This window comes from Nocardioides sp. Root122 (assembly GCF_001425025.1).
GTDB lineage: Bacteria > Actinomycetota > Actinomycetes > Propionibacteriales > Nocardioidaceae > Nocardioides.
In genome coordinates, this window is sequence record NZ_LMDE01000010.1 from 504,282 (window position 1) to 526,892 (window position 22,611).

The following is a 22,611-nucleotide window of genomic DNA, read 5'->3' on the forward strand; positions in this document are numbered from 1 at the left end:
GCTAGCGGGACGCGCGGCGCGGGCGGGCGCTCTGGGCCACCAACGCTCCGAGGATCCCGCCGACGAGCGCCACGGAGTACGCCGCGGAGGCCCCGTCGTGGTCGACCACGAAGCCGGCGATGCTCGCGCCCGGAGCCACGCCCGCCACGATCCCGGTGTGCAGGATCGCCATGCCCTCGGTGAGCCGGCCCGAGGGGACGCCCTGCTCGACCATCGTCATCGCGCCGATCATCGTGGGAGCGATCGCCAGCCCGCCGACGAGCAGCACGACGGCCATCAGGGGCACGGACTCGATGAACATCAGCGGTGCCATCGCCAGCGCCATGGCCGCGGAGCCCCACCGCAGCCGTACCTCGGGTCCGCTGCGCCACTCGATCGCGCCGGTGACGAGCCCGGCCACGAGGCTGCCGAGCGACCAGGCGGCGAGCAGCCACCCTGCGACCCATCGCATGCCGGCCTCCTCGGCGAACGCGACCGTGGTCACCTCGGCCGCGCCGAAGAGCGCGCCGAGGGTCATGCAGACGAGCGAGAGGGGCAGCACGAGCCGCCACGGCATCGGCGGCCGCGCCGTCCCGGACTCCTGGGTGCGACCGGCCGGCGGCTCGGTGCGGCGCTGCGCGGCGAAGGCGAAGGTGCCGACCAGGCCGCTGACGAGCGCGGCCGTGAGCCCGGCCACGGGGTGCCAGCTGGTGGCGAGCAGCGTGACCAGCACCGGCCCGACCACGAACACGACCTCGTCGAGGACCGCCTCCAGCGCGAAGGCCGTCTGCTTCTGGCCGGGGTCGTCGAGCAGGTACGACCACCGGGTCCGCACGCTCGCCCCGACCTGGGGGAGGGCGGCACCGGCGACGGCCGCGAATACGTAGGTCAGCACGCGGGGCCAGTCGCTCTCGACCGCGACCATCATCAACGCCAGCCCGGCGCCGAAGACCGAGATGGCGATGGGCAGCACGGTGGACTGGCCGTGCGAGTCGACCAGCCGGCCGTGCAGGACGGCGAACGCCGCCTCGGCCAGCACGAAGACCGCGGACACCGTGCCGGCCAGGCCGTAGGAGCCCGTGCTCTGCTCGACGAGCAGCACGATGCCGAGCCCGACCATGGAGATGGGCAGGCGGGCGACCAGCGCTGCACTGCTGAAGGCGAGGGCGCCGGGACGGGCCAGCACCCGGCGGTAGGAGTCGAGCATCGGGGAGATGGTAGGGCGCTCTACGCTGGCAGCATGAATCTCGCGGGTCACCCCGATGTGAAGCCGTACGACGCTCTCCTGGTGCTCTCCTTCGGGGGTCCGGAGAAGCCCGAGGACGTGGTGCCGTTCCTGGAGAACGTCACCCGAGGGCGGGGCATCCCGCGCGAGCGCCTCGAGCAGGTGGGGCAGCACTACTTCCTGTTCGGCGGCCGGAGCCCGATCAACGACCAGAACCGCGCGCTGATCGCGGCGGTCGAGAAGGACTTCGCCGACCAGGGCATCGACCTGCCGGTCTACTTCGGCAACCGCAACTGGGAGCCCTACCTCGCCGACACGCTGGCGCAGATGGTGGCCGACGGAGTCGAGCGGGCCGCGGTCTTCACCACCTCGGCGTACTCGTCGTGGTCGTCGTGCCGGCAGTACCGCGAGAACCTCTTCGACGCCACCTCCGCGACCCCCGGGGCCCCGCGGCTCGACCGGCTGCGGCAGTACTACAACCACCCCGGGTTCATCGACCCCGTCGTGGACGCCTGCGTCGCGGCCCTGTCCGAGCTGCCCGACGGGGGGGAGCGCGCGCGACTCGTCTTCGTCACGCACTCGATCCCGACCGAGATGGCGGAGACCAGCGGCTCGCTCGACCCGGCCGGCCAGCCGCGCGGGGCCTACGTCAAGCAGCACCGCAGCGCCGTCGACGAGGTCGCCCGGCGGGTACGTGCCGCGACCGGCAAGGCGCACCGCCACGACCTCGTCTACTGCTCGCGCTCCGGCGCCCCGTCGACGCCGTGGCTGGAGCCCGACGTCAACGACCACGTCGAGGAGCTGGCCACCGACGGGGTCGGCCAGGTCGTGATGGTGCCGATCGGCTTCGTGTCCGACCACATGGAGGTCATCTACGACCTCGACACCGAGGCGATGGCGACCGCTGAGCGTCTCGGCATGAAGGCGGTCCGGGCGGCCACCTCGGGCACCGACCAGCGCTTCGTGACGATGGTGCGCGACCTCCTGCTCGAGCGCGCCGCCGCCGAGCGGGGCGAGCAGCCGGAGCGCGAGGCGATCGGCTCCCTGCCTGCCGGTCCCGACCTGTGTGGCGCCGGCTGCTGCCCCAACCCGCGCGGCCCCAGGCCCGCCCTGTGCGGTGTCGACTCGTGACCCAGGTGTCCCCGGTCGAGCTGCGTGACCTGGCCGTCGCCATCGCCCACGAGGGCGCCAACCTGGCCCGGGAGATGCAGCTGGGCGGGATCGACGTGGCCGACACCAAGACCAGCGTCGTCGACGTCGTCACGGAGGCGGACCGGGCCGTCGAGGCCCTGATCCGCTCCCGGATCTCCGCCTCCCGTCCCGATGACGCGATCCTGGGGGAGGAGGGCGACGACCGGCCCGGCACCAGCGGGATCCGGTGGGTCGTCGACCCGATCGACGGCACCGTGAACTACCTCTACGGCCTTCCCGACTGCGCCGTCTCGGTGGCAGTCGAGCTCGACGGCGAGGTGGTGGCCGGCGCCGTGGTCGTGATCCCGACCGGCGTCGAGTACGCCGCCGCGCGTGGCGCCGGTGCCACGCGCGACTCCCAGCCCATCGGCGTACGTCCCCAGCCGCCGCTGGCGGAGCGCCTGGTGCTCACCGGCTTCGGCTACCAGCGCGAGGTCCGTGCCCACCAGGCAGCGTGCGTGGCCCGGCTGCTGCCCGAGGTGCGCGACATCCGCCGGATGGGCTCCTGTGCCCTCGACCTCTGCCACGTCGCAGACGGAAGCGCGGACGCCTACGTCGAGGCCGGACCGCAGCCGTGGGACTACTCCGCGGCCGGGCTGGTGCTCTCCGAGGCGGGCGGCCGGTTCGACCTGCTGGACGGCAGCAGGACCTTCGAGCCGCACCCCACGCGCAACGTCGTGGTGGGCGCTCCGGCCGAGGGCTGGGACACGTTCGTGGCCGCTCTGGGAGCCGCCGGATTCCTGTCCTGACACTTGTCAAGACTTGGGGAATAGCGCGACGTGGCGCACTGTTCAGGCGACACGTCGCGGACCGGCTCACCACGGAGCCGGTTCATGGTGCACAATCTGGCGCCGACGACGAGCACACCGGCTCGGGCCGCCGCGATCCGGCGGCAGACGAGTCACAGCATGGGGAGAGGGATCCGATGGCCACCGACTACGACGCACCACGCAAGTCCGAGGAGGACCAGAGCGAGGAGAGCATCGAGGAGCTCAAGGCCCGCCGCCACGACAAGAACTCCGGCAAGGTCGACGAGGACGAGACCGAGGCTGCCGAGTCCTTCGAGCTCCCCGGCGCCGACCTCTCGCACGAAGAGCTTGCAGTGGAGGTCATGCCGCGCCAGGACGACGAGTTCACCTGCATGAGCTGCTTCCTGGTGCACCACCGCTCGCAGCTGGCCGATGAGAAGAAGCTCATCTGCCGCGACTGCATCTGAGCAGGCACCACCTCGAACAGGTCCAGCGCCCGTTCCTCGCACGAGGGCGGGCGCTGTGTCATGTCCACACCCCGGCGACTCTTGTCCCCGGCCCCCATTTCCGGCTCCTCCAGCCTGGGCTACGCGGCGCGGGGCACGGGGCGCCAGGCCTCCCGCAGCTCGTCGAGGTGCTCTGCCTCCGCGGCGAGCTGGTGGACCGCCGGGTGGTCGTCCGGCGTGCCGTAGATCGCCCGCTCGACACGCTTGTGTCGCGAAGACGTGCGGTAGGCGATGTAGGGGTCGCGAGCCTCCCTGGACAGGTCGCGCTGCACGAAGTAGTCGACGGACGTCATGCACAGCAGCGCCTTCGGCACCCACCACCCGGTCGCCCGGAGATCCGTGTGCGCCGGGAACCGGCTGCCGCCGTGCTTGCGCGCCCCGTCGGCCCGCATCGGGCGCACCTCCTTGCCGGTGTCGGCGTCGCGTAGCGTGACCTCCACGCCCGCGAGCCGCAGCATCCTCTCCAGGACGGCGACCCGCGGGCTGGTGCGTCCGGTCTCCCAACGGGCGACGACCGACTGCGAGACGTCCAGGATCTGGGCGAGGCCGCGCTGGGACACATCGAGGATCCGTCGGATCCGACGTACGAGTCCCGGCACCCCTCCGCCGAACGGCCCCATCCACCACCACTCGCGCTCGGCCTCGGTCCAGTTGGCCAGGCAGTCCCAGGTCGTCGCGTCGCTCATCGTCTCGTCTCCTCGCGGTCCGGCAGGTTGTCGTACCGCCATCCGACCCGGGCACGCCGACACTCGCCGGCGCCCGTCCACAGAGGTGGTCGAGGAGGCGCCTCAGCGGGTCCTGTGGACGCTCCCCGGCCCTTCCCGGCTCCGGGTACGCGCCGCCTCCTCCGCACTCGCCGGCGAGTCGCTCGCAGACTCACCGGCCAGGGCATGCCAAGGGCGGGGGCGCCGGGTGATGAGTCTCTCGGAGACTCAACCTCGAGGGCGAGGCCAGGCTGGGGTCCTCGGGCGGTGAGTCGGTCAGGGACTCATCGGCCAGTCACGGCGCGTACGGCAGCCCCGAGGGGGCGGCGGGGTGCGACCGGAGGGGTGCCGCGGATCCTGCTGGGTGCGGACCCATCAGTCCTCGCGGCCGCGGGCCACGCAGGTCAGGACTGCGCGGCGGGCGCCTTGTCGGCGTCCTGGTTGTCCTTCTGGAGCTGGGGAGGAAGGTGGCCGGTCGACTTGGCGTAGTAGTGCGCCGCGCGGCGGGCGGCGAGCATCCGGGCGACGCCGATCAGGGTGCCGCTGATGGCGGCCCACATGACGGCCTCGGCGATGCTGACGTCCGGGTCGGCGGGATTCGCCGGCGGGTTCTTCCCGGTCGCGGCGCGCCAGGAGGTGTTGAGCCCCTTCTTGGCCACAGCCGCGGCGCCGAGGGCGGCGGCGAGCGAGAACGCCGAGTAGAACTTGCTGTTCGAGTCCGTGGAGGCCATGTCGCTCACCCTACCCAGCGGGCTAGTGCGCCCGGTTCGCCTCTAGGGCTGAGACCAGTCGGTCGGGCCGCTTGCAGCTGACCAGCCAGTACGGCGCGGGGTCGGCAGGGTCGGTGATGTCGACCCGGACGCCGCGCTTGAGGTAGGGCCGCAGGAGGAGGTACGCCCGGGCGTCCGCGTCGACGCCGGCCTGGCGGCGCAGCTCCTCGGCGTCCAGCGGGGCCACCTCGCCCACGTGCTCGAGCGGGATGTGGGCGCGGCCGGCCCGGAGGTGGCCGTCCTCGATGCCCACGCGGGCGCGGCCGTAGCCGACGAACAGCGCGACCATCAGTGCCAGTGCCCCGGACGTCACCGACCACGCGACGATCCCCGGGGTGGCGGCCAGCACGGCCAGCCACAGCGACGCCACGAGCATCGTGCCCTGCGCCCACCAGCGCAGCGGGACGGTGAGGCGTTCGGCGTAGTCCACGGCGCAGAGCCTATAGATTCAGTCCTCGTGCCCGACCACGACCTCCACCCCGACGCCGCGACCCACCCGACCGACAGCCCGACCGACGGCCCGACCAGTGGCCCGACCGAGCAAGAGACCGGGGGCCCCGCCGACCTCGACGTCGCCGTCGTACGGCTCGACCCGGACCTCCCGCTGCCGTCGTATGCGCACCCCGGCGACGCCGGGGCGGACCTGCACACGACCGTGGACGTCACGCTGGCCCCGGGTGAGCGCGCGCTGGTCCCGACCGGCATCTCGATCGCGCTGCCGGACGGCTTCGTGGCGCTGGTCCACCCCAGGTCCGGACTCGCCGCGCGCCATGGCCTGTCGATCGTCAACACTCCCGGCACTGTCGACGCCGGGTACCGCGGCGAGATCAAGGTGCTGCTGATCAACCACGACCCGGAGGAAGCAGTGACCCTGAACCGGGGCGACCGGATCGCCCAGCTGGTGATCCAGCGCTTCGAGCGCGCTCGTTTCGTGGAGGTGGGGGTGCTGCCGGAGTCGACGCGGGGCGCCGGGGGCTACGGTTCTACAGGTACCGGATCGCGTCCTGGATCCGGTCGTGACGAAGGAGTGTTGACGTGAGGTTCCGTCGCAAGTCGGACGAGGCCGCCCAGCCGGGCGGCGACGCGACCGGCGGGGTGACCGCCGGAACGAGCGAGGACGTCGCGCCGGGTGCGTCGACGACGGCCTCCGGGCCCTTCGACGTCTCCCAGGTCGAGGGTGACGGCGTCGAGCGTGCCGACCTCGGCTCGGTGCTCGTGCCGGCCATCGCCGACCGTGAGCTCCGGCTCCAGGTCGACGAGAACAGCGGACAGGTCCGGGCCGTGATGCTCGCCGGGTCCGACGGCGCCTGCGAGTTCCAGGCGTTCGCCGCCCCTCGCAACGGCGACCTGTGGTCCGACGTACGGCCGCAGATCGCCGAGGACCTGACGCGCCGTGGCGGTCAGGCCACCGAGCGTGAGGGCCGCTGGGGCACCGAGCTGGTGTGCCAGATGCCGGTGCAGCGTCCCGACGGCACGACGGCCACGCAGCCGTCGCGGATCATCGGGATCAACGGTGACCGGTGGATGCTTCGTGCCTCCTTCCTGGGTCGCCCGGCGATCGAGCCCGACGCCACGAGGGAGTGGGAGGACGCGCTCGCGCAGGTCGTCGTACGGCGTGGGGACGGTGCGATGCCGGTCGGGGAGCCGCTGCCCGTGCGCCTGCCCGACGACGCTCGCCGGGTGAGGTGAGCCGTGGGGGAGAAGAGCAAGCTGCGCCAGGCGCTGTCGCGATGGGCAGACAGCTCCGACCAGCACCAGCGCGACCTGCGCCAGACGCACACGAGCAAGGAAGCGGTCGCGATCGCCGACGCACCCGAGCGTGAGCAGGTCGTCGTCAACGGCGTGCTCCGCACCGTCACGTTGCGCCCGCGCGGGGGTGTGCCCGCGCTGGAGGCCGAGCTCGACGACGGCTCCGGCGTGATCACCGTCGTCTGGCTGGGCCGACGACGCATCACCGGGGTGGACCCGGGTCGCTCCGTGACCGTCGCCGGCTGCATCGGTCGCCAGGGCGGCGTGCCCCTGATGTTCAACCCTCGCTACGAGCTGCGCCCGTGACCGAGCAGACCCACAAGGTGGAGGCCGACACGGTCGAGGCCGTGGTGCGCCAGCAGCTCGCCAAGGCACTCGGAGGCCGTCGCGGCATGGCCGAGGCGGCGGTGCCGACCATCCTGTTCACGGCCACGTGGCTGACGCTGCGCGAGCTCAACACTGCGCTGGCGGTCAGCGTCGGGGCGGCGCTGGTGCTCTTGGTGGTGCGGCTCGTGCAGCGCTCGACGGTGCAGTTCGTCGTCAACGCGCTGTTCGGCATCGGCATCGGCTGGTACTTCGTGCACCGCTCCGCCGCCGCGGGCGGGTCGGAGCAGGACCAGGCGCTCGCCTACTTCCTGCCCGGCATCCTCTACAACGGCGGGTACGCCGTCGTGCTGGCGTTCACCTGCCTGATCGGCTGGCCGCTGGTCGGCTTCATGGTCGGCAGCATCACCGGCGACCCCACCGCGTGGCACTCCGACCGCCAGGTCGTGAAGCTCTGCAGCCGCCTCACCTGGCTGCTGGTCGCCCCGTGCCTGATCCGCGTCGCCGTGCAGGCGCCGATCTGGCTGGCCGGGTCGTCGGGGTCGATGGACCCGGACGCGGCCGTGGCGGCGCTGGGTGTGCTGAAGATCGTCCTCGGCTGGCCGCTCCAGCTCGCCGCGCTCGGCTCGATGGTCTGGCTGCTCTCGCGCAACAAGACGCCCGTCGCCGGCGTCGACCCGGCGACGGCCTGATCGCGCCGACCGAGCCTGCCGGCCACGACGGGCCGAAGGGTCAGCTGTGGTGCTGGCTGGGGGAGAGCAGGCGCTCGAGCTCGGTCTCGACCTCGGTCGGCACGACGAACAGGAGCTCGTCGCCCGACTCCAGGGGCTGCTCGGCCTCGGGGGGGTAGACCTGCCCGTCACGCAGGATGGTGACCAGGGCGCAGTTGTCCGGGAACGGCACCAGGCCGGCCGGCGTACCGACGTAGGGGGAATCTGCCGACAGCGTCAGCTCGACGAGGTTGGCGTTGCCCTGGCGGAACGTGAACAGGCGGACGAGGTCGCCGACGGAGACCGCCTCCTCGACGAGCGCGGACATGATGCGCGGCGTGGAGACGTTGACGTCGACGCCCCACGCCTCGGTGAAGAGCCACTCGTTGTTGGGGTGGTTGACCCGTCCGACCGTGCGCGGCACGCCGAACTCCGTCTTGGCGAGCAGCGAGGTGACCAGGTTGGCCTTGTCGTCGCCGGTCGCGGCGATGACGACGTCACACTTGCCCAGCTGTGCCTCCGCGAGCGAGGAGAGCTCGCAGGAGTCGGCCAGCAGCCACTCCGCGTTGGGGACCCGCTCGGGGCGGATCGAGGACGGGTTCTTGTCGATGAGGAGGACCTGGTGGCCGTTCTCGATCAGCTCGCGGGCGATCGAGCGTCCGACGGCTCCGGCTCCGGCGATGGCGACGCGCATGTCAGCTGTGCTCCTGCTTCTCAGTCGTCTTCGGGGCCGGCCTCGAGCACGGCATAGGCGTGGGCGGCGTTCTCCTCGCGGATCACGATGTGGAGCATGTCGCCCTCCTGCAGCACCGTCTCGCGGGTCGGCAGCATGCCCTCGCCGAGCCGGTCGATCCAGGCGATCCGGCTGCGCGACTGCATCTGGAACTCGACGGTCCGGTTGCCGACCCAGATCTCGGGGACCGGGATGTGGTCGACCCGGATCGTGCCCGAGGGGTCGCGGAAGTCGGGCTCGGCACCTGCGGGCAGCAGGCGGCGGAGGACCTGGTCGGCGGTCCACTTCACCGTGGCGACCGTCGTGATGCCGAGGCGCTGGTAGACCTCGGCGCGGCCCGGGTCGTAGATGCGCGCCACGACCTGCTGGAGACCGAACGTCTCGCGGGCCACGCGGGCGGCGATGATGTTGGAGTTGTCACCGCTCGACACTGCGGCGAAGGCGTCGGCGCGGCGGATGCCGGCCTTCTCCAGCACCTGCTGGTCGAAGCCGTAGCCGGTGATCTTGTCGCCGTTGAACTCAGGGCCGAGCCGTCGGAACGAGTCGGGCTCGCTGTCGATGATCGACACGGTGTGGTTGCGGTCCTCGAGGCTACGGGCAAGCGTCGAACCGACGCGGCCACAACCCATGATCACGACGTGCACGCCAGAACCGTATCCCAGCATGGAATACGGCGTCCCCGGGTCTAGGCTTGCCGCCCGTGAGTGTCGGCGATGTCTCCAAGCGGATCCTGTTGGGCCGCAAGCTGCGAAGCAGCCAGCTGGGGGAGACCCTCCTGCCCAAGCGCATCGCGCTTCCCGTGTTCGCCAGCGACGCCCTGTCGTCGGTGGCCTACGCCCCCGACGAGATCTTCATCATGCTCGCCGTCGCCGGTACCTCGACCTACGTCTGGTCGTGGAAGATCGGCATCGCGGTCGCCCTGGTCATGCTGACCGTGGTCGCGAGCTACCGGCAGACCGTGCACGCCTACCCGTCCGGCGGCGGCGACTACGAGGTCGCCACCGTCAACCTCGGCCGCAACGCCGGCGTCACCGTCGCGAGCGCGCTGCTCGTCGACTACGTCCTGACCGTCGCCGTCTCGATCTCCTCGGCGGCCCAGTACGCCGCTGGCGCCATCAACGGACTCATCGGGCACGAGGCGACGGTCGCGGTCGTCGCGGTGGTCGTCCTCACCGCGATGAACCTCCGCGGGGTGCGCGAGTCGGGGGCCTTCTTCGCCGTCCCGACCTACCTCTTCATGGTCGCGATCCTCGGCATGTGCGGCTACGGCCTGCTGGAGCTGCTCACCGGTGACCTGCCCGAAGCCGAGAGCTCCCGCCTCGTCATCCAGCCCCAGGAGGCCTGGGACGGGCCGCTCACCCAGATCGGGCTGCTGTTCCTCCTCGCCCGCGCCTTCTCCTCCGGCTGTGCGGCCCTCACCGGCGTCGAGGCGATCAGCAACGGCGTACCCGCGTTCCGCAAGCCCAAGAGCCGCAACGCCGCCACCACGTTGCTGATGCTCGGCCTCATCGCGATCTCGATGATGATGAGCGTCATCGTGCTCGCCAAGCAGATGGCGATCCGCTACGTCGACCCGCACGAGCTCGACCGCCTGCGTACGGCGTCGGGCTCGGCGCTGCCCGACGACTACGAGCAGCACCCGGTGATCGCCCAGATCGCCGCCGGCGTCTTCGCAGACTTCTCGCCGGGCTTCTACTTCGTGCTGACCGTCACCGGCATCATCCTGGTGCTGGCCGCGAACACCGCCTTCAACGGCTTCCCGGTGCTCGGCTCGATCCTGGCGCAGGACGGGCTGGCCCCGCGCTCGCTGGGCTCGCGTGGCGACCGGCTGGCCTACAGCAACGGCATCGTCTTCCTCGCCGCCATGTCGATCCTGCTCATCTGGGTCTTCGACGCCGAGACCACCAAGCTGATCCAGCTCTACATCGTCGGCGTCTTCGTGTCCTTCAACCTCAGCCAGCTCGGCATGATCCGCCACTGGACCCGGCACCTGAAGAGCGAGCGCGACCCGGCCGCACGCCGCAAGATGCTGCGCTCGCGGGCGATCAACACCTTCGGCCTGGGAATGACGGCCGTGGTGCTGGTGATCGTGCTGCTGACGAAGTTCATCCATGGCGCGTGGATCACCATCCTGGCGATGGCCTTCTTCTTCATGGTCATGAAGGCGATCGGTCGCCACTACGCCCGCGTCGAGCTCGAGCTCGCCGCGGACGAGCAGGACAAGATCATGCCGACCCGCGTCCACGCGATCGTGCTGGCGTCCAAGCTGCACAAGCCCACGCTGCGCGCCCTCGCCTTCGCCCGCGCCACCCGGCCCAACGTGCTCGAGGCGATCTACGTCAGCATCGACGCCAAGGCCACCAGCCGGCTCCTCGAGGAGTGGGACGAGCGGCACCTCGACATCCCGCTCAAGGTGCTGCACTCGCCCTACCGCGAGGTGGTGCGACCGATCGTGGAGTACACCCAGGAGATCCGGCGGGCCAGCCCCCGTGGCGTCGTCGCGGTCTACATCCCGGAGTACGTCGTGGGTCGCTGGTGGGAGCAGCTGCTCCACAACCAGACCGCGCTCCGGCTCAAGGGCCGGCTGCTGTTCACCCCCGGCGTCATGGTGATCTCGGTGCCCTACCAGCTCCGCTCGTCCCTCATCGCGCGGGAGCGCGAGGCCCGCGACGAGGTCCGTGTGCACGCCGGCGACCTCCGCCGGGGGCGTGTCGGCTCGCGCCGCTCGCGGCAGGCGGACGACCTGTGAGCCGCACCAACCGGCCCCGCAAGGCTCGCGGCCGCTCGCGGGTCGGGGAGAGGTTCGAGGTCGAGGTCGGACCCGTCGCCCACGGCGGGCACTGCGTGGCGCGCCTGCCCGAGCCCGAGTCCCGCGTCGTCTTCGTGCGCCACACCCTCCCCGGCGAACAGGTGGTCGTCGAGATCACCGAGGGCACCGACGGCGACCGCTTCTGGCGCGGCGACGCCGTCGCCGTCCTGTCGCCCTCCTCTGACCGCGTCGAGGCGCCGTGCCCCTACGCCGGCCCCGGCCTCTGCGGCGGGTGCGACCTCCAGCACGTCGCCGTACCCGCCCAGCGCGAGCTCAAGACCGCGGTGGTGCGCGAGCAGCTGGTCCGACTGGGACGGCTCGCCCCGGAGTCCGCGATCGTGCAGGGCCTGGGCGTCGAAGCCGTACCGGTCGAGGGACGCCCCGACGACGGCCTGCGGTGGCGTACGCGACAGCGCTACGCCGCCGCGCCGGACGGGCGACCCGCCATGCGTGCGCACCGCTCGCACGCGCTCGTGCCGATCGACGACTGCCTGATCGCCGCCGAGGGCGCCCGCCCGGTCGACGCCCGGGACGAACCGGTGGTCGAGGAGGGCGCGCAGCGCCCGTCACGAGACCCGGTCACCCACGAGGTCACCGCGCACGGCCGCACCCATCCCTTCTCCGTCGCCGCCGACGGCTTCTGGCAGGTCCACCCCGAGGCACCGCGCGTGCTGGTGGAGGCGGTCATGGAGCTGCTCGACCCGCAGCCGGGGGAGGCGGCCCTCGACCTCTACGCCGGCGTCGGTCTCTTCGCCCGCTTCGTCGGCGAGGCGACCGGTGCCCGGGTGGTCGCGGTCGAGGCCGACCGCACCGCGTGCCAGCACGCCCGCGCGAACCTCGCTGCCCTGCAGCCTGCCGTGGTCGAGTGGGGGCCGACCGATCGGGTGCTGCGCGAGAGGCTCGACGAGCCCTTCGACCTCGTCGTCCTCGACCCACCCCGCGAGGGCGCCAAGCGGGTGGTGGTCGAGCAGGTGGTCGACCGGCGCCCACGCGCGGTGGCGTACGTCGCCTGCGACCCCGCCGCCCTCGGCCGCGACGTCGCGATCTTCGCCGAGCACGGCTACGAGCTGACGGCGATCCGCGCCTTCGACCTCTTCCCGATGACCCACCACGTGGAGTGCGTGGCGCTGCTGGAACGGTGCCGCTGACCTGCGGAGACGTGAATCGGACCGACGTCGTTAGCCCGCCTCGTGGCGCACTTTGCGCGTCCAGCACGAGGACGATTCGAGGGCTGCTGCGGCCATTGCCGAGAGATCTCGGACTCGGACGTGTTCGTTGCACCGGGTTCTGTCGAGGCGCCGAGACCTCGTTACGGGTGGCCAGTGGTGCCCTGCCTGGTACGGCGCGCGTTCATGCGCAATTGTGTGACTCGAGCGACCCCCGCGATGGCTACCACCACACCGCCGCCCACCGCGGCGATGAAGAGGGCATTCCGAGAGGGATCGTCCCAGACATCCCAAGGAACTGGACTTCGACCTTCTTTTTTTTGTGTTGGTCGGTCAGAGAGGTCCCGCGTGGCGCTGGAGCCCCCGCTTGCGTCGCTCGGGCCCGTCGTCACCGGGGCGGCGCGGCCGACCGGTGATCGGTGAGTCGCAGGAGCATCTTGCGGAGCTCGTCGTACCAGAGCACGACCGACCCGAGGGCGACGCACACGGCCCAGTGGGTCAGGTCCATGGATGCTGTGCCGAAGGCGACCTGGAGGAACGGGACTTCGACGACGGCGACTTGTAGCGCCACGCTCAGCCCCAGCGCGGCCCACAGCCACCTGTTGCCGAAGAGGCCATGGAAGGCGCTTGTCGTTTCCGAGCGGGCGTTGAGGGAGTTGAACAGCTGGGCGAGCACGAGGGTGGTGAAGCCGGCGGTGCGGGCGACGTCGAGGGTGTCGTCGCCCGCGACCAGGCCGCCCGGCAGGAACAGGTCGATCGCGAAGAGCGTCACGAGGGCCATGACCAACCCGATGGCCGCGATTCCTCTCCACATCCGGGCGTCGATCGCCCGGTCCGTCATCTTGCGTGGTGCCCGCGCCATGACGTCGTCGATCTCCGGGTCGATTCCCATGGCCAGTGCGGGCGTGGAATCGGTGATCAGGTTGATCCACAGGATCTGGGTCGCGAGCAGCGGCAGCACGACCGCGGACCCGTCGCTCGCCTCGCTGAGCCCGATGGCGCCGGCCAGGACGACTCCGAGGAAGACGGTGAGCACCTCGCCCATGTTCGACGACAGCAGGTACCGCAGGAACTTCTTGATGTTCTCGAAGATGACACGACCTTGCCGGACCGCGGCGACGATCGTGGCGAAGTTGTCGTCCGCCAGGATCATTCGCGAGGCCTCCTTGGTGACCTCGGTCCCGGTGATGCCCATCGCTACCCCAATGTCGGCCGACTTGAGCGCGGGGGCGTCGTTGACGCCGTCGCCGGTCATGGACACGATCTGGCCATCTGACTGCAGCGAGTCGACGAGCCTGAGCTTGTGCTGGGGTGCCACCCGGGCATACACGGAGACCTCACGCGTGAGGGCGAGCAGCTCCTCGTCGTCGAGGGTGTCCAGCTCCACCCCGGTCACGGCGCGACCGCCGACCTCGATGATGCCGAGGTCCTCCGCGATGCGGCTGGCGGTGGTCGGATGGTCCCCGGTGATCATGATGACGCGAATGCCTGCACGGTGTGCCTCGCCGACCGCCGCAGCCACCTCGGAGCGCGCGGGGTCGATGATGCCGACGACGCCCACGTAGACCAGGTCACGCTCCCAGGACTGATCCATCTCGACAGCTTCGGACCCCTCGGCCAGGCGCCGATAGGCGACGCCGAGGGTCCGGAAGGCGCCCGCAGACAGGGTCTCGACCTCGGCGAGCCGCTCGGCCCTGGTCCCGTCGGTGAGGGGGACCGTCTCGCGCCCCACCTGTTGCATCGTGCAGTTGGCCAGGAGAACGTCTGGGGCGCCTTTGGTCAGCACGAACCGGCTGTCGTCGCTCGACTCCTGGTGCAGGGTCGACATCATCTTGCGTTCGGACGTGAACGGGATGACCGCCCGTCGGTCGAACCGGCTCATCTCCTCGGTGGTGCCCTCCAGCTTGCGTGCCGCGACCAGGAACGCGGCTTCGGTCGGATCACCCACGATCTCCCACTCGCCAGCACGCTCGGCCAGCTGCGCGTCATTGGCAAGCGCCCCTGCCCCCAGCACCAGCTGGGCCTCGTACAGGTGGGCATCCAGGAGCGGTCGTCCATCGCTTCGCGCCTCGCCCTCGGGGCGATATCCGATGCCGCTCAGCTCGGCAGTGCCCGACGCCGTGACGATCCGCTGGATCGTCATCTCGTTCCGGGTCAGGGTGCCGGTCTTGTCAGTGCAGATGACCGAGGCGGACCCCAGCGCCTCCACCGAGCTGAGCTTCTTCACCACGGCGTTGCGCTTGGCCATGCGCTGCACGCCGATCGCGAGCACGACCGACAAGATGGCGGGCAACCCCTCGGGTACCGCGGCAACCGCGAGCGAGACGCCCAGCAGCAGCACGACCACCAGGTCACTCGGCTCGGTGACGCCGTCGATCACGATGATCGTGAGCATCACGACGATCGCGATGACGACGACGCCGGCCCCGAGCATCCTGCTGATCCTCGCCACCTCGTTCTGCAGGGGAGTGGGTTCCTCGACCGTGGCGTCCAGCAGCTCGGCGATGGCCCCGACCTCGGTGTGCATCCCGACGCCAGTGACGACGGCCCGCCCGGTGCCTTGGGCCACGGCGGTGCCCTTGAACACCATGTTCACCCGATCACCGAGGGGAACGTGTCGACCAAGAGTCGTCGGATCCTTCGTGACGGCCTCGCTTTCCCCGGTCAGGGATGCCTCCTGGATCCGGAGCGAGCTCGCGCTCAGCAAACGGGCGTCTGCCCCCACCGCTGCGCCCGCGTCCAGGACCAGCACATCCCCTCTCACCAGCTCCGTCGAGGGAACCGTCCGGAGCGTCCCGCATCGCAGGACCGTGGACGTCGCGGCAGTCATGCTGTCGAGGGCCGCCACCGCGTCGGCGGCCCGCGCCTCCTGGGTATAGCCGAGCACGGCATTGAGCACGATGATGGCGGCGATGACCAGGACGTCGACGGGCACACCTCGGGCACCGTCGAGGAGCCAGGCGATGATCGAGATCGCCACGGCTGCGAGAAGCAGGTAGATCAGGGGGTCCTGGAACTGGGCAAGCATCTTGCGCCAGAGGGGCAGCGGCGTCTTGCCGCGTAGCTCGTTGGCGCCGTCGGCGGCCAGTCGGCGCGCGGCCTCGTCGTCCGAGAGCCCGGCGGTCGGGTCCACGTCCAGCTCGCGGGCGACGGTCTCGAAGTCGAGAAGGGAGGGGTCACCAGAAGGCCCCGAAGTCGGTGGATCTCGATCCATGGGCGAATTCCTCCAGGCGTTGGCAGTGCCGCACAACGCGGTCACCTCGACGCTAGCGTCGAGATGCTTGAGCCGACACACCGTCAGGACACGGTGCTCGGCCTCTGAGTCGCGCAACGGTGTCCCGCGCCGGTCGTGGCAGTGTGGTCGCATGGCCACCTACGCCGTCAACCCGGACGCAGTCGCCCATGCGCGCCGGCTGATCGAGGCGCGGCAGTACGTCCTGGACAGCGACTGGGGCGACGTACAGCCCGGCGCGGACGCCCAGAACGCCTACCTCGAGAAGCACTCGTGGGACGACTACTCCGGATGGCACCTCGGCCTCACCGAGGGCGCCAACGACGGGACCAAGGCGAGGTACGCCTTCGTCTACGGCGACCTGCGCAGGGTCCACCGCTCCGGGTTGATCGCGTGCGTCTACCGCGCGTCCGAGTGGCGGCACAAGCAGGTCGAGCTGGCCGCGCACGACCTCCTCCAGGAGCTCGACCGGAAGGCCGGCATCGACTGACGTCAGCCGTCCGCGGCGCGCGCGAGCCCGTCCAGCGCCGCCTCGCGGTCGGTCGTGTCGACGACGAGCCAGCCGCGTTCCTCGGCCAAGCCGAGCAGCTGCTCCCGGCCATGGAGCACGAGCGGGTCGCCGCCACGCTCGGCGATGATCCGCGACACCACGGCGGTCACGGGCGTCTCCGCGCGGGCGTGCAGGCGCTCCAGCAGGAGGTCAGGAGCCGCGTCGAGCACCACTGCGACGTACGCCGCCCCGGCCTCGGTTGCGGCCGCCTCGAACCGGTCGTTCTCGCTGGGCGTGACGATGAGCTGGGGGAGCACCACGTCGCGTCCGGTGGCGAGGTAGGCGGTGATCAGCGCCAGCGCCGAGGTGCGGACAGCATTGCCGGTGCTGACGAAGTCCGTCGCCCATCCCGAGACCCAGGACCGCAGCTCGTCGATGTCGCAGACGAGGGTCCCGGGCCGGAGGTCGGCGTACGCGCGGGCGAGCGTCGACTTGCCGACGCCGGAGGGACCGTTGAGGTGCAGGAGCGTGGGCACCGGCACACCCTAGGTGGCCTGCGGCCCGAGGCCCGGGCGTGGCGCTTGAACCGATTCCTTGACCTCATGTATCTTGACATCGAGATAGACCGACGCCGACAACTAAGGGTCCCCTTCCTTCCCGTCCCTTCCCCTGCGACGGCAAGATGGACGCGAACCCGCGAACTCCCGAGGAGATGTGGCTGATGGCCAGTCAGGACAGCTTCGGTGCCAAGGGCACCCTGGACGTGGACGGACAGTCCTACGAGATCTACCGCCTGGACGCGGTGAAGGGTGAGGGTCTCGACGTCGAGAGCCTGCCCTTCTCGCTGAAGGTGCTGCTGGAGAACCTGCTCCGCACCGAGGACGGCGCGGACATCACCGCCGACCACATCAAGGCGATCGCCGGCTGGGACGCGAGCGCCGCGCCCGACCAGGAGATCCAGTTCACGCCCGCCCGCGTGATCATGCAGGACTTCACCGGCGTGCCCTGTGTCGTCGACCTCGCCACCATGCGCGAGGCGATGGCCGAGCTCGGCGGCGACGCCACGAAGATCAACCCGCTCGCCCCGGCCGAGATGGTCATCGACCACTCCGTGATCGCCGACGTCTTCGGCACCGCCGACGCCTTCGAGCGCAACGTCGAGATCGAGTACGAGCGCAACCGCGAGCGCTACCAGTTCCTGCGCTGGGGCCAGGGCGCCTTCGACGACTTCAAGGTCGTCCCCCCGGGCACCGGCATCGTGCACCAGGTCAACATCGAGCACCTGGCCCGTGTGGTCATGGTCCGCGACGGCGTGGCCTACCCCGACACCTGCGTCGGCACCGACTCCCACACCACGATGGTCAACGGCATCGGCGTGGTCGGCTGGGGCGTCGGCGGCATCGAGGCCGAGGCCGCGATGCTCGGCCAGCCGGTCTCCATGTTGATCCCTCGCGTCGTCGGCTTCAAGCTGTCCGGCGAGCTGCCCGAGGGCTCGACCGCCACCGACCTCGTGCTCACGATCACCGAGATGCTCCGCGAGCACGGAGTGGTCGGCAAGTTCGTCGAGTTCTACGGCGAGGGCGTCTCGGCGCTGCCGCTGGCCAACCGCGCCACGATCGGCAACATGAGCCCCGAGTTCGGCTCGACCATCGCGGTCTTCCCGATCGACGAGCAGACCGTCGACTACCTCCGCCTCACCGGCCGCACCGAGGAGCAGCTCGCGCTCGTCGAGGCGTACGCCAAGGAGCAGGGCCTGTGGCACGACCCGAGCGCCGAGCCGCGCTACAGCGAGCGCCTCGAGCTCGACGTCTCGACGGTCGTTCCGTCGCTGGCGGGCCCGAAGCGTCCCCAGGACCGCGTCGAGGTCTCGGCGGCCAAGGACTCGTTCCGCGCCGCACTGAAGGACTACGTCGACGAGGGTGACTCCGACCCGGACGACGCCGCGGAGGCCACCGGCTACGACGAGGCCGTCGAGGAGTCCTTCCCGGCGTCCGACTCGCCGAGCCACGAGGGCGGCAACGGCAAGCCCGTGCACGCCGAGGCTCCGAAGGACGCCGGTCGACCGACGAAGAAGACCACGGTCTCGCTCGACGGCCAGGAGGTCGAGATCGACCACGGCGCCGTCGTGATCGCCGCGATCACCTCGTGCACCAACACCTCCAACCCGAGCGTCATGATCGGCGCCGCGCTGCTGGCGAAGAACGCCGTCGAGAAGGGCCTCTCGCGCAAGCCGTGGGTCAAGACCTCGCTCGCGCCGGGCTCCAAGGTCGTGTCCGACTACTACGACCGCGCCGAGCTGACGCCGTACCTCGACAAGCTGGGCTTCAACCTCGTCGGCTACGGCTGCACCACGTGCATCGGCAACTCCGGTCCGCTGATCCCCGAGGTGTCCGCCGCGGTCAACGAGGCCGACCTCGCCGTCGTCTCGGTGCTCTCGGGCAACCGCAACTTCGAGGGCCGGATCAACCCCGACGTGAAGATGAACTACCTCGCGTCCCCGCCGCTGGTCGTGGCCTACGCGCTCGCCGGCTCGATGGACGTCGACCTGTTCGGCGACCCGCTCGGCCAGGACACCGACGGCAACGACGTCTACCTCAAGGACATCTGGCCCAGCCCGCAGGAGGTCGAGGAGACCATCGCTCGGGCGATCACGTCCGACATGTTCGGCTCCTCCTACGCCGACGTCTTCAAGGGCGACGAGCGCTGGCAGTCCCTCCCCACCCCCGAGGGCAACACCTTCGCGTGGGACGAGCAGTCGACCTACGTCCGGCGTCCTCCCTACTTCGACGGCATGCCCACCGAGCCGGAGCCCGTCTCCGACATCGTCGGCGCGCGGGTCCTGCTGAAGCTGGGCGACTCGGTGACCACCGACCACATCAGCCCGGCCGGTGCCATCAAGAAGGACAGCCCCGCGGGCCGCTACCTCGCCGAGCACGGCGTGGAGCAGCGTGACTTCAACTCCTACGGCTCGCGCCGCGGCAACCACGAGGTCATGATCCGCGGCACCTTCGCCAACATCCGGCTGCGCAACCAGATCGCGCCCGGCACCGAGGGCGGTGTGACGCGCGACTTCAGCAAGGACGGCGAGGTCACCAGCGTCTTCGAGGCCAGCGAGAACTACCAGGCCGCCGGCACGCCGCTGGTCGTCCTGGCGGGCAAGGAGTACGGCTCCGGCTCCTCGCGTGACTGGGCCGCCAAGGGCACCGCGCTGCTGGGCGTGAAGGCCGTCATCGCCGAGTCCTACGAGCGGATCCACCGCTCGAACCTCATCGGCATGGGCGTCATCCCGCTGCAGTTCCCCGAGGGCAAGACCGCCGACGACCTGGGCCTCACCGGTGCCGAGGTCATCAGCATCTCGGGCATCACCGCGCTCAACGACGGCACCACGCCCAAGACGGTGACCGTCCGGGTCGAGCCCGCGCCGGGCACCGACCAGGCGCACGGCGAGACCAGCGAGTTCGAGGCGACGGTCCGGATCGACACCCCCGGCGAGGCGAACTACTACCGCAACGGCGGGATCATGCAGTACGTCCTGCGCAACCTGCTCAAGGGCTGAGCCTGCGGTGACCGACCCGGCGGAGGTGTGGCGTGGCCGCGTCCAGGACCACCTGGACGCGGCCGGCCGCCCCCCGCTGGGCGGCATGACCGACTGGGAGGTCTTCCCCTTCGAGCGTGAAGGCCTCACCCCCAAGGTCCTGGGGGAGCGCGTGGTCCCCGAGCCCGATCGCTCGCGCGGCGCGGACGCCTGCGGCACCTGCAAGGCGCTCGCCCGCGACGACCTCGTCCTGCACACCGGCGAGCGGCTGGCGGTGATCCGCCCGGGCGGCACCAGTCTGATGTTCGTGGCCAACGTCGTCGCGCGTGATCACGAGCGGCTCGACGACCTCGACGAGACCGCCGACGAGGAGCTCGGCCGGCTCGTCGCGCGCACCTACCGCGCGCTGCGCGCCCTCCCGGGCGTCGGCAACGTCCAGGTGAGCAAGTGGGAGAACGGCGGCGGTCACCTCTCCGTCAACGTCCTGGCGCGTCCGCTCGGCGTGCTGGAGCTCCGGGGGTCCAACCTCCCCGTCTGGGCCGACATGCTCCCCAACATCCCCCAGGACGAGTACGACGAGCGCGCGGGGGCCGTGCGCGCCGCGCTGGCGTGACGTGTGGCGATGCGGTCGTTTGCACGAGCGGATCGTCACACGTACCGCTGGGGACCGCCGATAGCCTGACGCGGTGAGCGACACCGACGGTCCCGACCACCACCTGCCGGGGGCGACCGTCGAGACGCCGGAACCGGACGTCGTACCGGGGTTCGACGTCGTGCACGAGGTCAGGCAGGACAGGTCGCGAGTGCCGCTGGTGCTCGCCACCGTCGGCGCCGTCGCGATCATGGGCGCGGCGCTCGCCGCGCCGCTGGTCGACAAGCTCCTGCGCGGCGACGAGCAGGCCCAGCGGGCCCTGGACCTGGGCCTGGTCCGGACGTGGGAGATCACCGACCGCACGCACACGACGGACGACGTCCGCTATCCGCAGACTCCGCCCGCCGGCGGCCCGCACGCCCCGGTGTGGCTGGCGTGCGGGGTCTACGACGAGCCCGTCCGCGACGAGAACGCGGTCCACGACCTCGAGCACGGCACCGTGTGGATCACCCACGACCCCGGCCTGTCGGCCGACGAGGTGGAGCGACTCGCGGCCGAGCTGCCGGACAACGGCATCATGTCGCCGCGCGAGGGCCTGCCGTCCGCGGTCGTGGTGACCGTCTGGGGTGCCCAGCTCGAGCTCGACGGGGTCGACGACGACCGGCTCGGCCTGTTCCTCGAGGAGTACGGCGACGGGCACACCGCCCCGGAGTTCGGCGTGACCTGCCAGGGTGGGGTCACCGACCCCCAGGGCGGGCTGCCGGAGCAGGGCGCCAACGCCTGACCACGGACCCCTCGGACGACCTCGCTAGCGTGGCCCCATGATCGTCGCCTTCTCCCTCTCGCCCGTCGCCCAGGACCCCAGCGGGTCGGTCACCGAGGCAGTCGCCGCCGCCGTCCGCGTCGTGCGCGAGTCGGGCCTCCCGCACGAGACCAACGCGATGTTCACCAACATCGAGGGGGAGTGGGACGAGGTGATGGCGGTGGTCAAGCGTGCCGTCGACGTCGTCGCCGCCGTCTCTCCACGGGTGGGCCTGGTGCTCAAGGCCGACATCCGGCCCGGCTACGACGGCCAGCTCACCGCCAAGGTCGAGCGCATCGAGCAGGCGCTGCGCGACTGAGCGACCCTCAGCGCGGGACCGGCAGGTGGTGGACCCGGTCGGCCTTGAACGACGTCGCCCACACCTCGTCGGCGGACACCGCCAGGTCGAGATTCGCGCTGTCGTAGAGGGCGGTCTCCTCGCCGAGGACGACCTCGCGCGTGACCTCGGCGCCGGCCGGGTCCACGACCACCAATCGTGGCCCCTCCTCCGCCAGCACCAGGAGCCGCCCGTCGTCCGCGACGACCGAGTCGGGCAGGCCCTCGACGGGCACCACGGCCGTACGCCGGAGCGTCGCCGTATCGACGGCCACCACCTGGTCGGCGAAGGTGCACGCGACCCAGAGCGTCCCGTCGAGCTCCGCCATGCCCTGCGGCCCGCCGCACACCTTCGGCGACCGGGTCACCTCGAGGGTCCGCGGGTCCACCCGCAGCACGCGGTCGTCGGCGAAGGCTGCGACGTAGAGGGCATCCGTGCCGGCGGTCGCGAGCCGGGCGCCGACACCGATGTCGACCCGGTCGACCACCTTCCGCGTCTCGGGGTCGATGCGCACCAGCCGCCCGGCGTCCTGCTCGACGACCCAGATCGAGCCGAAGCCGGCGGTGACCCCCTCCGGTCCGGCGGCGGTCTCGAGGGTGTCGGTGACCTCGCCCGTGGCAGCGTCGATGCGCAGCAGCTGCTCGCCGCGGAACGAGGTGACCCAGACGGCGTCGCCGGCTGCGACCGCGCGCAGGGGAGTGCCGGGCACGTCGACGACGAGGTCCGGCTCGCTCGCGCCGCGCGGGATCCGGGACACCTGGTCGGACGCGCTGCTCACCACCCAGACGGCACCGTCCGCGGCGCTCGTGATGCCGACCGGACCTGCGCCGACCTCGACGTACGGCGCCACGTCAGAGATCTCGGAGGAGGACGCCGCCGGGTCGGTCGACGTCGTCGCCGAGCTCCCTCGGTCGTCATCGTCGGTCGGCTCGCCGCCGCAGCCGGCTAGCAGCGTGGCCACGGCCAGCGTCACCAGCGGGAGGAGCCGTCCCATGGAGGGAGGCTAGT

23 protein-coding genes are annotated in these 22,611 nt (G+C 71.1%); 14 read left to right on the forward strand and 9 right to left on the reverse strand.

The genetic code is table 11. The features are described from left to right. Position 1: 1 nt before the first annotated feature. Entirely contained in the window at positions 2 to 1,186 is a 1,185-nt protein-coding gene (locus ASC64_RS11460) for an MFS transporter (RefSeq protein WP_056907651.1), read from the reverse strand. 33 nt (positions 1,187 to 1,219) lie between these two features. On the opposite strand from ASC64_RS11460, the gene ASC64_RS11465 reads away from it, so the two are divergent. From ASC64_RS11465 to ASC64_RS11475, 3 genes are all read left to right on the forward strand, one after another. After that, the gene (locus ASC64_RS11465) at positions 1,220 to 2,335 is read left to right on the forward strand and encodes a ferrochelatase (protein ID WP_056907652.1); all 1,116 of its coding nucleotides are present in this window, start codon (positions 1,220 to 1,222) and stop codon (positions 2,333 to 2,335) included. Next, positions 2,332 to 3,144: an inositol monophosphatase family protein gene (locus tag ASC64_RS11470; protein WP_056907653.1), complete on the forward strand. Its 813-nt coding sequence runs from the start codon at positions 2,332 to 2,334 to the stop codon at positions 3,142 to 3,144. The genes ASC64_RS11465 and ASC64_RS11470 overlap by 4 nt, the downstream gene beginning before the upstream one ends. Positions 3,145 to 3,320: 176 nt before the next feature. Continuing rightward, positions 3,321 to 3,611 carry a DUF4193 domain-containing protein gene (locus ASC64_RS11475; RefSeq protein WP_056600397.1) on the forward strand — a complete coding sequence of 97 codons (291 nt, stop codon included), beginning with the start codon at positions 3,321 to 3,323 and terminating at the stop codon, positions 3,609 to 3,611. A gap of 119 nt (positions 3,612 to 3,730) precedes the next feature. Here the strand turns inward: ASC64_RS11475 and ASC64_RS11480 are convergent, their stop codons facing one another. The 3 genes from ASC64_RS11480 to ASC64_RS11490 form a co-directional block, all read right to left on the reverse strand. Then, positions 3,731 to 4,336, reverse strand: coding sequence for a helix-turn-helix domain-containing protein (locus ASC64_RS11480; protein ID WP_056907654.1), 606 nt, complete (start codon positions 4,334 to 4,336; stop codon positions 3,731 to 3,733). Between the two features lie 422 nt (positions 4,337 to 4,758). Continuing rightward, a complete protein-coding gene (locus ASC64_RS11485) occupies positions 4,759 to 5,085 on the reverse strand; it encodes a DUF4235 domain-containing protein (protein WP_056907655.1) in 327 nt (108 codons plus the stop codon). 22 nt (positions 5,086 to 5,107) lie between these two features. Beyond that, positions 5,108 to 5,554, reverse strand: coding sequence for a DUF3093 domain-containing protein (locus tag ASC64_RS11490; protein ID WP_056907656.1), 447 nt, complete (start codon positions 5,552 to 5,554; stop codon positions 5,108 to 5,110). A 174-nt stretch (positions 5,555 to 5,728) separates the two neighbouring features. Here ASC64_RS11490 and dut point away from each other — a divergent pair, with 174 nt between their 5' ends. From dut to ASC64_RS11510, 4 genes are read left to right on the forward strand one after another with little or no spacing between them, the layout of a single operon-like run. Continuing rightward, entirely contained in the window at positions 5,729 to 6,163 is a 435-nt protein-coding gene (gene dut, locus ASC64_RS11495; RefSeq protein WP_056907904.1) for a dUTP diphosphatase, read from the forward strand. Beyond that, a complete protein-coding gene (locus tag ASC64_RS11500) occupies positions 6,160 to 6,813 on the forward strand; it encodes a DUF3710 domain-containing protein (protein ID WP_056907657.1) in 654 nt (217 codons plus the stop codon). The genes dut and ASC64_RS11500 overlap by 4 nt, the downstream gene beginning before the upstream one ends. Before the next feature lie 3 nt (positions 6,814 to 6,816). Then, a complete protein-coding gene (locus ASC64_RS11505; protein ID WP_056907658.1) occupies positions 6,817 to 7,179 on the forward strand; it encodes an OB-fold nucleic acid binding domain-containing protein in 363 nt (120 codons plus the stop codon). Then, on the forward strand, positions 7,176 to 7,889 hold the full coding sequence (locus ASC64_RS11510; protein WP_056907659.1) for a DUF3159 domain-containing protein: 714 nt from the start codon (positions 7,176 to 7,178) through the stop codon (positions 7,887 to 7,889). Before ASC64_RS11505 ends, ASC64_RS11510 begins: the two co-directional genes overlap by 4 nt. 40 nt (positions 7,890 to 7,929) lie before the next feature. Here the strand turns inward: ASC64_RS11510 and ASC64_RS11515 are convergent, their stop codons facing one another. Beyond that, a complete protein-coding gene (locus ASC64_RS11515; RefSeq protein ID WP_056907660.1) occupies positions 7,930 to 8,601 on the reverse strand; it encodes a potassium channel family protein in 672 nt (223 codons plus the stop codon). A gap of 20 nt (positions 8,602 to 8,621) precedes the next feature. Then, positions 8,622 to 9,284 carry a potassium channel family protein gene (locus ASC64_RS11520; RefSeq protein WP_056907661.1) on the reverse strand — a complete coding sequence of 221 codons (663 nt, stop codon included), beginning with the start codon at positions 9,282 to 9,284 and terminating at the stop codon, positions 8,622 to 8,624. Positions 9,285 to 9,340: 56 nt separating this feature from the next. Between ASC64_RS11520 and ASC64_RS11525 the strand changes: the two genes are divergently transcribed. Further along, positions 9,341 to 11,389, forward strand: coding sequence for an APC family permease (locus ASC64_RS11525; RefSeq protein ID WP_082550396.1), 2,049 nt, complete (start codon positions 9,341 to 9,343; stop codon positions 11,387 to 11,389). Next, positions 11,386 to 12,597, forward strand: a complete 1,212-nt coding sequence (locus tag ASC64_RS11530; protein WP_056907663.1) for a class I SAM-dependent RNA methyltransferase — start codon at positions 11,386 to 11,388, stop codon at positions 12,595 to 12,597. The genes ASC64_RS11525 and ASC64_RS11530 overlap by 4 nt, the downstream gene beginning before the upstream one ends. A gap of 406 nt (positions 12,598 to 13,003) precedes the next feature. On the opposite strand, the gene ASC64_RS11535 is transcribed toward ASC64_RS11530, so the two are convergent. Next, complete coding sequence (locus ASC64_RS11535; RefSeq protein WP_056907664.1) at positions 13,004 to 15,829, reverse strand: cation-translocating P-type ATPase; 2,826 nt, start codon at positions 15,827 to 15,829, stop codon at positions 13,004 to 13,006. A 151-nt stretch (positions 15,830 to 15,980) separates the two neighbouring features. On the opposite strand from ASC64_RS11535, the gene ASC64_RS11540 reads away from it, so the two are divergent. Next, a complete protein-coding gene (locus ASC64_RS11540; RefSeq protein WP_056907665.1) occupies positions 15,981 to 16,337 on the forward strand; it encodes a hypothetical protein in 357 nt (118 codons plus the stop codon). Positions 16,338 to 16,339: 2 nt separating this feature from the next. Here ASC64_RS11540 and ASC64_RS11545 read toward each other — a convergent pair whose 3' ends face one another. After that, complete coding sequence (locus ASC64_RS11545) at positions 16,340 to 16,873, reverse strand: AAA family ATPase (protein WP_056907666.1); 534 nt, start codon at positions 16,871 to 16,873, stop codon at positions 16,340 to 16,342. A 185-nt stretch (positions 16,874 to 17,058) separates the two neighbouring features. Between ASC64_RS11545 and ASC64_RS11550 the strand changes: the two genes are divergently transcribed. From ASC64_RS11550 to ASC64_RS11565, 4 genes are all read left to right on the forward strand, one after another. After that, positions 17,059 to 19,893 carry an aconitate hydratase gene (locus tag ASC64_RS11550; RefSeq protein WP_056907905.1) on the forward strand — a complete coding sequence of 945 codons (2,835 nt, stop codon included), beginning with the start codon at positions 17,059 to 17,061 and terminating at the stop codon, positions 19,891 to 19,893. Positions 19,894 to 19,900: 7 nt separating this feature from the next. After that, positions 19,901 to 20,485 carry a hypothetical protein gene (locus ASC64_RS11555; protein WP_056907667.1) on the forward strand — a complete coding sequence of 195 codons (585 nt, stop codon included), beginning with the start codon at positions 19,901 to 19,903 and terminating at the stop codon, positions 20,483 to 20,485. Between the two features lie 73 nt (positions 20,486 to 20,558). Beyond that, on the forward strand, positions 20,559 to 21,248 hold the full coding sequence (locus tag ASC64_RS11560) for a DUF3105 domain-containing protein (RefSeq protein WP_056907668.1): 690 nt from the start codon (positions 20,559 to 20,561) through the stop codon (positions 21,246 to 21,248). Positions 21,249 to 21,285: 37 nt separating this feature from the next. Then, entirely contained in the window at positions 21,286 to 21,585 is a 300-nt protein-coding gene (locus ASC64_RS11565; RefSeq protein WP_056907669.1) for a thiamine-binding protein, read from the forward strand. Between the two features lie 7 nt (positions 21,586 to 21,592). Here the strand turns inward: ASC64_RS11565 and ASC64_RS11570 are convergent, their stop codons facing one another. Beyond that, positions 21,593 to 22,597: a Vgb family protein gene (locus ASC64_RS11570; RefSeq protein WP_056907670.1), complete on the reverse strand. Its 1,005-nt coding sequence runs from the start codon at positions 22,595 to 22,597 to the stop codon at positions 21,593 to 21,595. Between the last annotated feature and the right edge of the window lie 14 nt (positions 22,598 to 22,611).